The organism is Tistrella arctica, from assembly GCF_039630945.1.
Taxonomy (GTDB): Bacteria; Pseudomonadota; Alphaproteobacteria; order Tistrellales; family Tistrellaceae; genus Tistrella; species Tistrella bauzanensis.
Genome location: NZ_JBBKTV010000022.1, coordinates 1 through 14,974 on the forward strand (window position 1 = coordinate 1; position 14,974 = coordinate 14,974).

A 14,974-nucleotide genomic window follows, 5' to 3' on the forward strand; every position below is an offset into this window, starting at 1 on the left:
ACGACAAAACCCCCTGGTTTCCCAGGGGGTTTTGATGGTGGGCGCGACAAGGTTTGAACTTGTGACCCCTACGATGTCAACGCAGGGTCCGACTGCGGCTTGCGCACATTATCAATACCTTATGCTGCCACACCGGGCCGACCACGGCCCTAATATGCCCCATGTACCTTTCGCCACGTGCCAGTCACGGGCCAATGGGTCGAGGGATGTCGATTTCCACTTGACCACGTACACCAATAGTGTACATTGCTCTTACAGACAGCGGGGATGGCCCGCTGCACGAGGGGAGCACCCAACATGAACACCTACAGCATCATCCGCACCGATGCCGCCACCCAGACCGTGATTGCTTCGGGCCTCGACGAGGTCGCCGCGGCTGACCGTCTGATCGATGCCGCCGGCGCCTCATATGACATCATTGACGGCGACCAGGCCGGCGCCGATCAAGAGGTTCTGGTGACCACAGCCACCGGCCGCGAGATCTGGTTTGATGCCGCCCTTGATGACGTCAGCGCCACCATCTGCCGCATGCGCCTCCGCAATGGCGCCGCGGTGTACTCCGCAATCGCTCACGTTTGAGGTGCCGGCATGATCCGCTCTGATATCTCAATGGACGACCTGTACGCTGCAGTGACGACCTATGGCGAGACACTGGTGATTACCATCCACCCGTCGCTTGCGGAGGCCCAGGACGAGGCGCTGTGGCGGTGCACAGACGGTGGCATATCGTCTGACCCTGCCGCCTATTACCTCGACGATCACGGCGCCATTGCCATGTGGCCCGACAAGAGCCCTGAGTATACCTGCGTGGCGGGACCGGTCCTGGAGATGCTGCGCAGCGATGTGCAGCTGGCCGCCGACAACGGCGACATCGGGGGGCTTGCTCAGGTCGCCAGGGCCTGGGCACAAGCCCTGGAACAGGTGGAGTGGCCGTGATGAGCACGACGACATTCGGGGCGCTGCTCCGCGCCACGGGGCTATCACAGGTCGAGGCGGCCGCGCTCTATGGCGTCCGCATCGACACCGTCAAATCCTGGTATTCCGGGCGCCGCCGGGCGCCGCCGGATATCATCGGCGATCTGGCGGGGCTGGTCGCCCGCATGGACCGGGCGGCATCCGAGGCCGTCGCCATGATCCGGCGCCAGGCCAAGGCGCAGGGCGCGCCCGGCACTGTCGAGATGGGATATGCCCGATCCGACGCGGAGGCCATCAGCCTCGGCTACCCGACCGCAAGCGCCCATGCGATGACCGTGGCGCTTGCGGTCGGGCGAGCACATGCCGCCGGGTACAATGTCGCGCTTGTCCCGCGCGGGACGACACTCGCGACGGCCGGTGCCCACGATCTGGCATGACGGTTTCCGCTTGACGACGTACACCAATGGTGTACAGTGATCTTACAGACGGCGGGGATGGCCCGCCGCACCAGGGGAGCGCCCGAAATGATCATATCCAGCCAAGAATACCTGAACGAAGAGATCGTCGCCGAGAAGATCGCCGCTTGCGACTTCGAAGTGCAGGTCAGCCCAGCGTTCGTGATTGACGGCGAAATTTACCAGGTAATCCTCGATGGCCACCACAGCTTCGCGGCGGCGATCAAGGCAGGCGTTGCCCCTGTGCTTGTTGAGCGCACTGCGACCGACGATGACCGCATCGGGCTCCTGACCGCCGGCAACATTGATGACTTCATGGCCACATGCTGGATGGACAGCGACTGGCGGGATGCGGTGACTGGGCGTCACGTTTGGTAACACCATGTTCCAACCATTCCCTCATCTCCGCTGCCGCCGGCCACGCTGTCAAGGATTGAGATAATGACCGGCCTCACACGCTATGCCGTCGGCGCGCCCTGGCCGCATCAGCTCGCCGGCGAGGGCTTGCAGATGCTGGTGACGCCCGATGCCGATTGGCTGTCCGTCACCCTGGTGGCCACCGCGCGGGGGCTGACCAGGCCTGAGGTGAGGGCACTGACCAAGGGGCGGATCCGCGTCGGCATTGTCCCGTCCCCACCACTTGTCCATATCCTGCTGATGGCGGACGGAATTGATCTTGACGCGCCCTATTGCATAGGTCTGCACCAGCCAGCCAGCATCGACACCATTCGCCGCGGCGCCGGGCACGCCCGGTCCTGGGCGCCGACCAGACGTGGCGCGCTGCTGCTCGCGGTGGTCGACACCCATGATCGCGCGACCAGGGGGCTGCGCATGGTGTCGCTCAGCCGCGACTGGTGGGTGGCCCTGGCCGATGGTCTCGATGCATGCGGCCCGGTGACGCCGGCCGGGCGCGATGCAGCCATGGGGGCCGCCTATTGCCGGTGGCCTGATGTCACCGCCATGACCGCCGCCGCCACCGTCGTTGAGGTGGCGGGTAAAATATAACCCCGCCCCCCATAAGGGGAGCGGGGCCATATCACGCAACAGATCGGGATGCTTCAATTCACGCCGCCGGCGTAATCAGCCGCCGGCGGCGCGGGCGCCCCGAAGGGCGATAGTCCATCAAGACACGCCGGAGACCAGCGCGTAACTTGAGGATGCATGATCAGGTCGGTGCTGTCAAGCAGGCGGATCAGGTGGCGGCAGATCGGTCAGGCCCACACGCGCCGCGATCATATCGGCGACGTGCTCAGGCGTCAGGCCCAGCCGCGCCATGGCATCCGGCACCGCGCGCTGCGCATAGGCCGTCGCCTCATCGATCGCCAGTTGGCGGCCCGCCTTGCCACCAACGGCGGCCGCCGCTGCCGCAGAAGCACCATAGCGGATCGCCTTGCGCAGCGCGTCGTCCAGATATTGCCGGGTGGTCTCGTCGATCGCCAGATCGGTGAGGATGCGCTTGCGTCGCAGCCATCCGCCGGCCTCACGCACCAGCCATGCCATGCCGGCCACTGCCAGGCCGGCCACCACCTCGACCGCATAGCCGCCGAGCGCCGTCACGATCTGATCCATATCAGCCCCCATACATCACGCCGGCCAGCAGGGCGACGTCAAACACCCGCCGCGTCCAGCCTCGCCCGAAGCGTGGCCATCCCGGTCGGGTCACATAGATGTCCATGCGGCCGGCGCACATATCGACCAACACCGCCCGAGCCAGATCCGGGGCGGCGGCCGCCTTGGCAGCGGCCGCAATGCTGCGCGGGCCGATCACCCCGTCGGGCGCCGCGCCCACCGCCTGCTGCAACAGCCGCGCCGCTCTCGGCACGCCCAGGTTAACCGCCGTGTCGAAGGTGAACAGCGCCAGCGCCGGGTGCAGGTCATCGGCCCGGATCGGTGACCAGAAATGCCCGCGATAGAGCGTCGCCGCATGCTCGCGTGTCATCTCGCGGATGTCGGCCGGTCCTGCATCCGAATCGGCCCGGCGCAGGAAGGCCAGGCTAATCCCCCACCGGGTGATGCCGCCAGGATCGGCCGGATCATCGGTCACCTGACCGTGACCCTCCCAGTGCAGGACGATGTCCAGGGCCTGGTCAAATCGCGTCATGGATCACCTCAATGTCGCGCTGTCGGTGCGCCTCGGTCACCGCCGCCAGCAGCCTGGCGGCCAGATTGATCGCCGCCATATCGGCGCGGACGATGCGGGTCATCTCGCGGCCATGGCTGTCCCAGATCACCAGCACCACCCGGCCATCCACCGCCAGAGCGGTGACCAGCGGCCGGGCGCCAGCATCCACCCGCATATGCGGGTCATGCAGACGGGCCGCGTCGGGCATCTATCAGCCTCCCCATCAGGTGTTCAAGGCCGCGTGGTCCCAGATAGGCGATGGTGACAATGGCCGCGGTGCGGGGTGCGCCGGTCAGTCCGGCATAGGCGACAGCGCCGTCGGCCACGATGCCGATGGCAACCGCCGCGACCAGCTCCCACCACAGATGCTTCGAGAAGAACCGCCGGCGACCGCGCTGAACTTGATCCGCGTGCCATGCCAGGCGCCCGAGATAAGCGAGCACCATCGTGACGCCCAGCAGGTCCATGACCTGTCGCAGCCACGCCCAAAGGTCCGTCAGCATCTGCTGTATTGTCGAGACGATATCCATGCGTCACAGCCCGATCGCCACGGCCATGCCGGCATCTATCGCGTCAAGCTGACCCGACATCAACGCGCCATCAAATATCGCAACGACGGCGAATGTTGCGGCAGCAAATGAGCTTATGGTTGAGTTTGCGCCGATGGCGAATGGTGCCGTGCCAACACCACCACTATAGCTTGCCGTGTCAACCTCCAAACCGTTGATCCGCAAGGAGGCGGTGCCACCAGCCCACGCCAGGCCGACGACGTACCGGGTCGCGGCAGCCAGATTGCTGCCCCCGATCAGATCCGCATACACCACGTCCCCAATCGCGGCGGCCGGCTTGGATCCTTGCGTCCCAAGCCGGAGCCGATGTGTGGCGTCGGTCTCAGACCCGACAAATGTCTGCGCCGATCCAGTAACGCTCGCGGGCATCTTGACTGCGATTACGATGTACCCGGCCGAGGGGGGCGTGATAGACGTCATCAAGACATGACCCGTCCCATCCGTCGTAATCCCAGGGATGCCGGATGCAATACCCGTCGCCGACCACGCCGGCTGTCGGCTGCCCGTGGTCTGCACCGCGACGGCCCCCTCTATGCCCGCCCATGCCGAGACGGCGCCGGCGGCCTGAGTGACAAGGCCGCCGGCGCGCCAGACATCGCGCAGGCCCGTGACAGGGACAGGCGATATATAGTCCGTCAGCAGCGGACAATCCGACGAGAGGGATGCCGGCCCCAGATTGATTGCGTATCCCATAGGTCACCTCAGGCTCAATAAGTGCGTCATAAGCTGCGACGCGATCGCGGCGCCGCCGGTCTCGGATTGATGGCGGCTGTCATACCAGCATCCGAGCGACGACATGGCACCGTATGTCGACCACGCATCGCAAACGTTCAGGACTTCACAACCAGAAGCAGCCGCGACACCAAATATTGCGTCACGGAAATCATAAATTGATGGCGCCGTATTCTCCGAGTTCTTCGGCGGGGCGAATATAATGATGCCCGCGTCTGGGCATACGGAACGAATACTAGAAATATATGCTGATAGGCTCGCGGCGAAATCAACGGTTTGAACGCTGGCAGTCGCATCATTTGTCGCAAGATTGATCATAACAAGATGAGGATTGATTTGGCCAATCCACGTCTTGCTCGTAACGGACAGCGCCTCAAAGTCGGCGGCCGTGGATCCGCCATTGCCCGCCTTGGATATCTCAACGCCGGCAGACGTCGACCGCGCCATGATCCCCCCGATCACGACTGTGCCGACATTGCCCGCGGTCGTGATTGCGATGTCATGAGCGCCTGCGGCAAGACCAGAGACGACGACACGGCTGATGTCTCCGGTGCCGCCTCCGACTGTCTCGATACTTGCGCCGCCATCAACCGACACTTGAAAAGTGCCGTCAAGGTCACGATAGTATACCCAGACCTCAGTGCACCGCGCGCCGCCGATTGACATCGTCGCCGTCGACGCTGTGCTTATGGCGGCGAAACCGTCGAGCGACCACGATTGCGCATCGCCCATGTCATCGATGGTCCATCCCGTGCGGGCATAGGTGACACCATCAAGCGGATAATGGATCGCAGACGACGCATTATTAACGGATATCCAGCCAGATCCGGACAGGGTGTATGTCCCTTGTAAGGCCGTCGATATCGCCTGTGGCACTTGGTACCGCTCCACCTGACTGTCCCCGGTAATGAGGACGCGGAGCACACCGCCGATCTCAGCGGCGACCGCCGATCCGACCGCACGATACGCGTAGAGGCTACGACCATCTGTCGCGAGCGGGTGGCCCGCCGCGCTACCGGACGCTGTGGACGCGGCCGGGAACGTCAGCACCGCTCCACCCCGAGTGACCATGCGCGTGATGCGCTCAGCGCCAGCCGGCCCAGAATACTCGACGTATGGCGGCCATGTATCGGGGGCTTGCCGGACGCGATATCCGTCAAGCCCTATCCCGACACCGCAGCCGATGGACGCGACGATATCGCTGCCCTCAAGCGACAGCGCGACCCGTCCAGTCGTCTCGTCGACCATAAGCGGCCTGCGGCTGCCGATGTAATCGGCGTCGAGCACAGTAACGCGGCCGTTGATATCAGTAATATCTGTCTGTATTGCGACAATGTCGGCGGCAATGTCCGCCGTGGGGCTCGCTGCATGTATCCACCCCGGCGAGCCCTCGACGTCGCCGACATACCACAGTCCGTTGTTGGACGGTGTGTCGTCTGCGATCACCTGACGTGCCGCCGGCGCGTCCGGCACCGGGCTGTCCGGGAGGTCGGCGGCACTCAGCACCCAGGGGACCGCACCGGTGGTGGCAACCTCAAACATGACCGCCTCAAGGGCGCCCCCCCATGCCCGGATCCACGATTTGGGGGGCTCCCATGTCCCGCCCGTCGATGGGTCAAGATCCCGCCAGATCTCCGCAGCCGTCTCAATGGTCATGGTCCCCCACCTGTATCAATAGTGACATCCTCAACGTCCGACCAATCGCCGGTCACCCCTGACCGATTGGTGAGACGCGCCCGCAGGTAATAGCTGCCGTCACCCAGCGCGTCGCCCAGGATCACCACCGTCTCGCCGGGCAGGATCACGCGCGGGCCGGCCGCCGTGACCGGCCCGCTGAAGCCTGCATCGGTATCGCGCTCGATGATCAGCCGGTATGCATGGTCATCATCCGGGATGGCCGTGGTCATCAGGATCTGGTCGAGGCTGCCGCCGGTCAGCGCCAGGGTCAGCACCGGCGCCGCCGGCGCCACCTGATCGGCGACTGCCAGCACCGTGGTGGAGGGCGACCAGTCGGACGCGATGCCGACAGCCGACATCCACCGGATCTGGCCCTCGTACTCGGCGCCATCCTCAAGCGGCGAGATCTCGATTGAGGTCTCGCCTGTGGCCGCGACCGTCGACTGCCAGCCGTCAGCGCCGATCTTGCGCCACCGGACCTGGATGGTCAGCTCGTCGTCATCCCGCGCCGGCCAGCTCACCACCGCCACCGCCGCCCGCGTCACACCGTCAACCACCCGCGACTGCACCACCACATCGGGGGCTTCGGGGGCTGCGACCGGGTCGCGGTCCAGGGCCACCGGCATAGGGTCCGGGTCCGCCTCGTCGGTCTCGGCATCCCATGCCCAAGGATCGTCATAGGCCGCGACCACGATCTTGATGCCCTGATCGGTATCCAGATACTCGTGGTCCAACACCTCATAGACCAGATCGGTCTGGTGCTCGGTCAAGGTCAGCCGCACCCATTGCGACCCGACCACGTCATAGCCCAGCAGATCGGCGGTGATCTCGCCGCTATAGACCGGGCGCTGCGTGCGCAGATGCGCCTTGGCCAGCCGCTGCGCCTGGCCCTCGCTGGGGCAAAAATCCAGCGTGATCTCGGTCGGCTCCACGCCATCGCGGGCCTGGGCATCCAGATCCCGCTGCGGCGCGGCATCTACCACACTCCAGTCGGCGGCCTCAGAGGGGTACGACGCCCGCACCTCATTGATGCGGTCGATCAGGGGTGATCCCGGAGCCAGGTCGAGCGACCAGATATGGTCATCGGTCAGCACCGGCACGTCGACCGGCGCCTGCCCACCGACGGTCAGCCGCTGCCGGCCGTCCGGCCCGGTATCGAGGCGGCCGCCGCAGCACGCCCGCATCTTGTCGAGCACGTCGGCCTTTTTTGCGTCGCTCGTCCATGTGCCGGCGAGCCGCCAGCGTGGTTCAGTGCCTCCCGCCTTGAGCGGGATGGCGTCATCGCAGACATCGGCGGCGGCCGCAAATGACGCCATGTCGATCCGCGCCGGCGGCAGACCATAGCCCACCGGTAAGCCGTGCTCGTCACGCCCGATCAGGTAATACAGGATGACCAGCGCCGCATTGTCCGACCACACCCAGGTCGACGGGTCATCGACATCCTGCGCCGGGTCGCGCGGGTCATAGACACGGGCCGTCTTGCCGACAATGGTCACCGGCGGCGGGCCCTGGTCATAGATCTGGTAGTGGGTCTCCGCCGTGCCGGGCCGATAGGCCGCGACGCTATAGGCGAGGCCCGACAGCCGGTGCGCGGCTGTCCACTCGGTCGGGCTTGCCTCCAGCAGCAGTGGCGATGCGGTCTGCCCAGCCGTCCCAAGATGGGTCTCGACGGTGATCCGATTGGACCACGGCTCATCCGGCACCTTGCCGGTCTCGGCGGTCACCGTGACCGGCTTGTCGCCCAGCCACACCGCCTCGATCGCGGTCATCTGGATGGCGGCATGCACCACGGCCGCGATCAGCGCCGACCTGTGCGGATGACCGGCCTCGCCGGTGTTGCTATAGACCGGGACGCCGCCCAGCCGCACCCGGCCGACGGCATAGGTGCGCGGCGCCAGGGTCTGGCGCGATACCTGGGTGCCGGCCTGCAACTGCGCGCGGGGCGGATCGGGCGCCAGCAGTTTGGTTGCGATTGCGCCGGCAATGCTCAATGCCGTTGACGCCAGCAGGGCCTGCTCGACTGTCAGGACCAGCGCGCTGCCCAGCAGCTCCGCACCGGCCGCGGCGATGATCGCCTGACCAGCCGCGACGATGACGGGGATGGCTGCGGGCATGGATCAGACCTCCCATGCCGCCACGGCCGCACCCGGATCGTGCCGCGCGATGCCGCGCTCGATCTTGGTGATCCAACTTGCCCGGCCCCGGATCGCGATCGCCTCGACCACCACCCCGGTTCGCGCCGGGTCGATGCCGCGGATGATGCCGACATCACCCGGCCGCGCCACATCCGGCGCCACCGTCAGACAGCCGATCGACAGCAGCCCGTCGGCGGCCATCGCAGCCAGCCCGCCCGGATGCCGGCGGATCAGCCGCGCACAGCCGCGCGCGGTGCGATACCGACCGCGCCAAGCCGCGGCGGGATCGGCGCCCCTCACTATCCGCACCCAGTCGGCCGCCCAGATCGAGCAGTCAAGCGCGCCCCAGGCCCAGCCGGCGGCAGCACCGCCCCTGATCCAATCCGTCAGCAGCGCGTCACGGTCAGCCCCAATGGTCATGACAACCCTCGCGGCCAGCGGATGTGGCGCTCAGTCGTCAGCCACTTGGTCCACTCAAGACCGAGGTCACCGGCGGATCGGGCCTGCTGGTCACGATTGCTCAGGAGGCCCAGAACCGGGCGCGACCGATGCACAAACGCGCCCTCACCGGTCAGCACGATCTGGCGCAGGCTGTCGCCGACCGCCCGGTATCGGGGCTGCTGCATCACATACCAGCCCCGGCTGATCAGGCCATCCAGTGGCACCAGCTCACCACCGGCGGCCGCGGCCTCGATGTTCCACCATCCGTCAAATACCTCAAGCTCGCGGCCCTCGACCTCGCCCGATCCGACATCGGACTGCACGGCCGCGATCATCTCATCTGAGACACCCGACACGGTGAGGGTCACCGCGCGCGCCACGCCATTTATCTGGCTGCCCATGCCCTCGATCGAGACCGGGACGCCGGCAAAGCCGGTCCACGCGATGCCGTCGCGGGTCACGGGGCCATCGCCGGACCACAGGTAGATCGGCGCGCTGGCAAAATCCATCTTGATAAACAATGACTTAGCCACGCGCATACCCTGCGCCTGCGCCCGGATGGTCTCGGTCAGGACACCCATGGCGTCACCGTCGTTGGCATGTCCTCAGCCGCGGGCCAGTACTCGGTGAGCGTCGCCGAGGCGGTGCCATAGCGGGCAAGCTGGGTCTCAAGCGCCAGGCCGTCATCAGCATCCAGGCGCATCGGCGCGCGCGCGGAACCCCAATTGATCTCAGCGCCCGCGGTGACGGCCACGCGCAAGCGCGGGATGATGTGCAGGGTCCGGGTCTCCGGGGCCGGGCCGGGCGACAGTCGCACCACGCCATAGAGCCGCTGGCCGGCGCCGCTCCCCAAGCCGAGGAAAACGCCCGGCGCCAGGCCGGTCACCGATCCCTCGGCGATCACCAACGTCGTCGCGCCCAGGGCGGCATCTGTCAGGATCGTGGTCGGCACGCCACCCTGGCTATAGCCGGCGCCGTCGCTGTGCAGGCTGCCGTCGCTGTGTGGGATGCCGCCGATGCGCGGCGCGATCTGCGCGCCATTGATGCAATCCACTGGCCCGACCAGCACCGCATTGACCCGCCCCATCAGCCCCCAGTCCAGCGCCCGCGCCGCCCGGATGGTGTCGGTGTCATAGACCGGCAGGGTGATCCGCGCCGTGATCAGGCTCAGGCCGGAGTATGCGACCTGCTCGCCACTATTGAGCGACCGGCCTCCCGATCGATTGATCGGCGCCGGCCGCCATCCCTCGGCGGCTGGGCGCAGGGCGGATGGCCACTCATAGAGCAGGATCATCAGGCCGCCCCCCCGAAACGCAAAAGGGGCGGCCACCGGCCGCCCCTTGAATGCTTATGCTTGTGGTGTCGTCAGCGGGACGCCAGCGCGTCCGCTACTGTCTGGTCCGGCAGGTCCGCCGGCGTGATCCGGCTATCGCCGAGATAGGCCAGCACCAGCGCCAGCAGCCCATCAAGGCGGTTGTCGCTGTCCTCACGGTCAAATTTGTCCACGCTCTGGCTCTCGCGGAGCATGCAGCGCGCAACGCGAAGTTGGAAGCAGGCCCCCTCGTCGGACTGGGCCCGCAACTGGGTTGCCAGCAGCTTGATGACCGTCTCCCGATCGGTCAGGGTCCGATAGTGCCGCTCATAGTATGAGGCGGGGGCATAATCGTCCTCGCGCACCATCAGCTCAAACCGCGCTTCGAGCGCGGCCTGTTCTGTGGCCAAAGTGGCCACGGGGCATTTTTTGGCCATATCACACCCCCGCCAGTGACACGGTGGCGGGGAAGGTCTTGGCCAGCGCGGTCAGGCCCTTGGCTGTCACCAACACCTGTTCGGTGACCTTTTCAGACCCGTCCGCGCGGGTCACCGTCGTGACCTTGTGTTCAAGGCGTCCGGTCACGAGTTGGGTCTGATATGCCGTCCAGTGGCTGGACCCCGGCCGCTTGTAGATCCAACCGTGCTGCTACAGATAGCCAAACAGATCCTTGGGCCGGACCTGTAACACCTTGGCCGCGTCGGTGATGCACATCGCACCATCGGCCGCCGCGATCCGCTCGAAGGCCGCCACCGTCCCCGATGCCGCCTCGGCGCGCTGCTCCGCCTCAAGCCGCTTGGTGGCATAGTCGGCCAGCAGGCCGCGCAACACCACCGGGTCATCCAGGTTCAGGGCGGGGGCTGCCGCACCATAGCTGCCGGTCTTGCGGATCGACGGCAGCACCTCGGCGGTGACCCAGCGCTTGAAGCGTTTCGCGGCGTCCTTGCGCGACGTGAGGATCAGGCTGTAGAGGCCGCTTTCGTTGATCACCGTCAGGGCCTGTGCCCGCGCATCAGCGATACCCTCGACATTGTCGAGGGTATGCTTTTCGTCGTCGTCGAGGCGGCGAGCCGCATCTGACGTGTTGCCGATCGCGAGTACTCGGCAGATATCAGCCAGCACAAACCATGGGTCGCTATCCCGATACAAGATCCTGACAGGCAGCCCCTCAAAGCTGAAGGGCATGACGGCAGGGGATATGGTAGAAACCAGATAGCCTTCGGTCATCGAGCTCATCCTTCGATGGTTGAGGGTCAGGCCGATCCCGGTGTTGGTAGCGCCAGGATCGGCCGCTTGCATTTGTTTGCAGATTACAATACAACGATTGCCGTGGGCGGCCGATGCTGCCAACAACAATCAGCAAACAATTGCAAGAGGAAGAACCCATGGCCCGTACGGCTGCGATTGGCATCCGCGTTGAGCCGGCGGTCAAGGCCGCCGCCGAGAAGGCGGCGGCGGATGATCACCGCACCCTTGCGTCATTGCTCGAAAAGCTCTTGGTTGAACACCTGCGGACCAGCGGATATCTGCCCCGTCCCTGACATCAGAACCGCGCTGCCTGGATCTGCTGCCACACCTTGGGCGGCACCGCCAGCAGGCCGCGATGACCGTCCTGGGTCTCGATCGCGACGGTGACCAGCCGGCGGCGGGCGCCCATCACAACGCCGATCACGGCGCCGATGATGGCACCGATCAGCCCGGCAAAGCCGCCGAGTGCCACGCTGACCAGCAACCCGATGATGATGCCCAGCACCACCCAACCGACGACGGCGCCAACGATCATCAGCCCAATGGCGCGGCCGGGCGTCCACTCGCTGATATCCCCCCGCAGATCGGCCGCGACCAGCGACGACCACAAGATGCCATGCCGGCTTGGCCACAACCCCTCCGTGTCGCGATAAACGATCCCGCCGCGCTCGATCCGGTATGTCTGCGGACGCCCCGGCAGGTCGCCGGCCAGCACGCGCACTCTCTGGGCTATGATTGCCATGTCGATCCTCGCGGAATAGGTGATAGTCCGCGATCATAACTGCCAATGGTGGTGGCGTCACCGCGTGCCGCGCCGCTGGTACTCGATCAGCAGGCTGGGCACCTCGCGCCGCACCCGTGACATGCCGGCCTGCACGCCGGTGGCGACAGCCTCTTCCACTTCTCGGCGGCCAGTGACGCCTGAGACGTTCAGGTTCATTTCTATTTTCGCGATGGCGGCTTGCCGAGTTATCATGCCACCCTGCTGACCGGCGGCACCTGCCATGATCTGCTGTGTCACATCCGCCGGATAGACATAGCCTGGGCTGCCGACCCGCATAAGCTCCGGTCCATCCTCACCGGCCATGACCCAGCCCGGTTTGGTGGCACCGCCCTTGGCGCGCGGCTGCACCACCGACAGCATCCAATCATCGGCAGCCGTCAGGCCGCTGATCCCCGATGCTGATCCGCCACCACGCCCGCCCCCGAACAGCGCGCCGAGCAGGCCACCGGCCGACACACCCAGCGCGTCGTTGATCAAGCCCCCGGCCGGCCCCAGTCCCGCGGTCCCCTTGATGCTGATCTCAAGCAAGGTCAGCAGCACCCGGTTAAGCACATCGTCAAGATCGGATGCGGTGTCGATATTGCCCAGCATCTCCTCGGCGATGTCAGACCACGCCTTGACGCCGGCGCCGCGCAGGTCGTCAAAGCCGTCCTTGGCCTCATCCAGCGCCCGCTGCATGGTCTCCATGGCGGCCAGGTTGTCGCCGCCCATGATCTCGGTCAGCGCCGGCAGGGTGGCATAGATGTCGGAAACCTGCTGCCGGTATGCCTCCTCCGGCGTGCGCGTGCGGTCATAGAGGTCACGCGCGGCGGTCAGCGCATCCTCGCGACGCTTGGCAGCCGCCACCGCCTCCGGCGTGCTATCCAATTCCTTTTTCAGGGCGTCGAGGGCTTCGCGGCGCCCCCGCGCCAGCACCTCGGTTGCGCGCGCTTCCGCTTCGGTCTGGCCGATCCGCTGGCCGCTTGCCTGGGCTTCGTCATGGATCGCCTGGACCAGCTTGTCGCGCAGCGACGCCTGATCGCGCAGGGTCGACAAGTACTTTTCGACCGGGTTCCGGAGGCCTTCAAGGAGACGCTTGGCATCGGCCAGTTCTTTGTCGACCGTGCTCTTGCGGCCGCCTTTGGTGCCGCTGCCGGAGGGCGATGTTGGGGACGGCGTTGACGATGGCGTCACCACCATGGCGGGCAGCGCGCTCGGCGGGATCATCCAATCATCGGCGGTCGGGGCGGCGATCGCATCCAACTCGCGCTGCAATGCTTCGATCTGTGCGCGCCGTGCCGCAATCTGTGGGTCGATCCGCTCGGCAAGAGGCGCGCCGATCATGGTCTGGATCACCGGATCTTGACTGTCCATCTGCGCCTGCAGATCTGCCAGCGCCGCCTGCGCCTCCCGGATCTCCTCGGTGATCGTGCGCGACGATCGATCGCGGCCAAGTTGGCCGGTGTTCTGGCGGACCACATTAAGCGGTCCGCCAGCCATAAAATCGCGCATCCATTGCGGCACCGGCAGGTCTGCAAGTGCACCCCGGAAAGCGACAACCATGTCGACCAGATCGCCGATATAACCAAGCAGGACGGTGGCGGCATCGATGACATCTGCAAATGGGTCCGCCAGCCGATCCGAGAATACACGCGCCAGATCGGTATACGCGTTGTTGATCTGCCGCAGCTTGCCGCTGATGTCATCGGCAGCAGCCGCCGCCGCGCCATTATACTCGGCGAGCGCGCCGGGAAGCACATTGCGCAGCAGGTCCGACGTCACTTTGCCGTCCATGACGGCGCGCCGGAAGCCACCTGCGATATTGTCGGTGGCGCCGGTCACCTGCGCAAACGACTTGTCGAGCGCCTGCATCAGACCGGGCAGTGGCTCCGTAATCTGCGACAGCTCCTCCGCCTGCAGCTTGCCATTACTCAGCGCCTGGGTCAGACCATACAGCGATTGCTCCACCTGGGTGTTGCTGGCGCCCAGCGCAGCCTGGACATTGGCATAGCCTTCCACCACCGTGCGCAGCTCGGTGGTGGTGATGACGTTGCTGTTGACCAACGGCAGCATGCGGGCATAGGCGTCGGACAGCACCAGCACGTCGGCCGACATGTCCTTGGCCGTCTTACTCAGATAGGCCGTGGCCTCAGCTGCCCCCTCAGTGCTGCCGGTCAGCCGGGTCAGCCGGGTGTCCAGATCCTGGATCTGGCGGACCCGGTCGACCACGTCCAACGCACCCAGCCCGAAACCGGCCATGCCGGCGACGGCGCCAACACCGGCGCCGATCCTGGGCGCCGCGACGGTATAGGCGCGGCGCATCTGGTCATTGATCTTGTCGGCCGCCTTGACCGACCGGCGCTCCATATCGCCCATCGCCCGGTCGGTCTCGCGGGTCACCTTGCGCATGGCGGCCTGCGTGCTGCCGTGCATCTTGGCCATGCTCCGCTCGTACTTGACAAGCGAGGCCTCCATCTGGACCACCAGCCGTTGGATGTCGACATCCTCCGCCATGTCGACCTCCATCCGGCCATGCCGGCTATCGCAGTGTCAGGTGATCCGCATCGGGATCAGGCCGGCCCGGATCATGTCGCGGACCTCTGGG

Annotated in this window: 21 protein-coding genes; 6 read left to right on the forward strand and 15 right to left on the reverse strand. The window is 65.9% G+C overall.

What is annotated here, in order from left to right; translation table 11 throughout:
- Positions 1-297 precede the first annotated feature (297 nt).
- From WG924_RS27065 to WG924_RS27085, 5 genes are all read left to right on the forward strand, one after another.
- The gene (locus WG924_RS27065; RefSeq protein WP_345936152.1) at positions 298-579 is read left to right on the forward strand and encodes a hypothetical protein; all 282 of its coding nucleotides are present in this window, start codon (positions 298-300) and stop codon (positions 577-579) included.
- A gap of 9 nt (positions 580-588) precedes the next feature.
- On the forward strand, positions 589-936 hold the full coding sequence (locus WG924_RS27070) for a hypothetical protein (protein ID WP_345936153.1): 348 nt from the start codon (positions 589-591) through the stop codon (positions 934-936).
- A complete protein-coding gene (locus tag WG924_RS27075) occupies positions 936-1,352 on the forward strand; it encodes a helix-turn-helix domain-containing protein (RefSeq protein ID WP_345936154.1) in 417 nt (138 codons plus the stop codon). The genes WG924_RS27070 and WG924_RS27075 overlap by 1 nt, the downstream gene beginning before the upstream one ends.
- An 87-nt stretch (positions 1,353-1,439) precedes the next feature.
- Complete coding sequence (locus WG924_RS27080; protein ID WP_345936155.1) at positions 1,440-1,748, forward strand: hypothetical protein; 309 nt, start codon at positions 1,440-1,442, stop codon at positions 1,746-1,748.
- Between the two features lie 63 nt (positions 1,749-1,811).
- Complete coding sequence (locus tag WG924_RS27085) at positions 1,812-2,375, forward strand: hypothetical protein (protein WP_345936156.1); 564 nt, start codon at positions 1,812-1,814, stop codon at positions 2,373-2,375.
- Between the two features lie 174 nt (positions 2,376-2,549).
- Here WG924_RS27085 and WG924_RS27090 read toward each other — a convergent pair whose 3' ends face one another.
- From WG924_RS27090 to WG924_RS27145, 13 genes are all read right to left on the reverse strand, one after another.
- The gene (locus tag WG924_RS27090) at positions 2,550-2,939 is read right to left on the reverse strand and encodes a hypothetical protein (RefSeq protein ID WP_345936157.1); all 390 of its coding nucleotides are present in this window, start codon (positions 2,937-2,939) and stop codon (positions 2,550-2,552) included.
- Position 2,940: 1 nt separating this feature from the next.
- Complete coding sequence (locus WG924_RS27095) at positions 2,941-3,471, reverse strand: glycoside hydrolase family 108 protein (protein ID WP_345936158.1); 531 nt, start codon at positions 3,469-3,471, stop codon at positions 2,941-2,943.
- Entirely contained in the window at positions 3,458-3,700 is a 243-nt protein-coding gene (locus WG924_RS27100; protein ID WP_345936159.1) for a hypothetical protein, read from the reverse strand. Before WG924_RS27100 ends, WG924_RS27095 begins: the two co-directional genes overlap by 14 nt.
- Entirely contained in the window at positions 3,675-4,022 is a 348-nt protein-coding gene (locus WG924_RS27105) for a phage holin family protein (protein WP_345936160.1), read from the reverse strand. Before WG924_RS27105 ends, WG924_RS27100 begins: the two co-directional genes overlap by 26 nt.
- A 3-nt stretch (positions 4,023-4,025) precedes the next feature.
- On the reverse strand, positions 4,026-4,754 hold the full coding sequence (locus WG924_RS27110) for a LamG-like jellyroll fold domain-containing protein (protein WP_345936161.1): 729 nt from the start codon (positions 4,752-4,754) through the stop codon (positions 4,026-4,028).
- Between the two features lie 3 nt (positions 4,755-4,757).
- Positions 4,758-6,449: an SGNH/GDSL hydrolase family protein gene (locus WG924_RS27115; RefSeq protein WP_345936162.1), complete on the reverse strand. Its 1,692-nt coding sequence runs from the start codon at positions 6,447-6,449 to the stop codon at positions 4,758-4,760.
- Positions 6,446-8,584 (reverse strand): phage tail protein, encoded by a 2,139-nt coding sequence (locus WG924_RS27120; RefSeq protein WP_345936163.1) that lies wholly within the window; start codon positions 8,582-8,584, stop codon positions 6,446-6,448. The genes WG924_RS27115 and WG924_RS27120 overlap by 4 nt, the downstream gene beginning before the upstream one ends.
- 3 nt (positions 8,585-8,587) lie before the next feature.
- Positions 8,588-9,025, reverse strand: a complete 438-nt coding sequence (locus WG924_RS27125; RefSeq protein WP_345936164.1) for a DUF6950 family protein — start codon at positions 9,023-9,025, stop codon at positions 8,588-8,590.
- Positions 9,022-9,627, reverse strand: coding sequence for a hypothetical protein (locus WG924_RS27130; protein ID WP_345936165.1), 606 nt, complete (start codon positions 9,625-9,627; stop codon positions 9,022-9,024). Before WG924_RS27130 ends, WG924_RS27125 begins: the two co-directional genes overlap by 4 nt.
- On the reverse strand, positions 9,615-10,340 hold the full coding sequence (locus WG924_RS27135; RefSeq protein WP_345936166.1) for a hypothetical protein: 726 nt from the start codon (positions 10,338-10,340) through the stop codon (positions 9,615-9,617). Before WG924_RS27135 ends, WG924_RS27130 begins: the two co-directional genes overlap by 13 nt.
- A gap of 71 nt (positions 10,341-10,411) precedes the next feature.
- The gene (locus WG924_RS27140) at positions 10,412-10,795 is read right to left on the reverse strand and encodes a hypothetical protein (RefSeq protein ID WP_345936167.1); all 384 of its coding nucleotides are present in this window, start codon (positions 10,793-10,795) and stop codon (positions 10,412-10,414) included.
- A 1-nt stretch (position 10,796) separates the two neighbouring features.
- Entirely contained in the window at positions 10,797-10,994 is a 198-nt protein-coding gene (locus WG924_RS28275; RefSeq protein ID WP_372045164.1) for a phage antirepressor KilAC domain-containing protein, read from the reverse strand.
- A gap of 12 nt (positions 10,995-11,006) precedes the next feature.
- Complete coding sequence (locus WG924_RS27145; protein ID WP_372044817.1) at positions 11,007-11,585, reverse strand: BRO family protein; 579 nt, start codon at positions 11,583-11,585, stop codon at positions 11,007-11,009.
- Between the two features lie 158 nt (positions 11,586-11,743).
- Here WG924_RS27145 and WG924_RS27150 point away from each other — a divergent pair, with 158 nt between their 5' ends.
- On the forward strand, positions 11,744-11,899 hold the full coding sequence (locus tag WG924_RS27150; RefSeq protein ID WP_345936168.1) for a hypothetical protein: 156 nt from the start codon (positions 11,744-11,746) through the stop codon (positions 11,897-11,899).
- 2 nt (positions 11,900-11,901) lie between these two features.
- On the opposite strand, the gene WG924_RS27155 is transcribed toward WG924_RS27150, so the two are convergent.
- Both WG924_RS27155 and WG924_RS27160 read right to left on the reverse strand, forming a co-directional pair.
- Positions 11,902-12,348 carry a hypothetical protein gene (locus tag WG924_RS27155; RefSeq protein WP_345936169.1) on the reverse strand — a complete coding sequence of 149 codons (447 nt, stop codon included), beginning with the start codon at positions 12,346-12,348 and terminating at the stop codon, positions 11,902-11,904.
- Between the two features lie 57 nt (positions 12,349-12,405).
- Positions 12,406-14,895, reverse strand: coding sequence for a tape measure protein (locus tag WG924_RS27160; protein ID WP_345936170.1), 2,490 nt, complete (start codon positions 14,893-14,895; stop codon positions 12,406-12,408).
- Between the last annotated feature and the right edge of the window lie 79 nt (positions 14,896-14,974).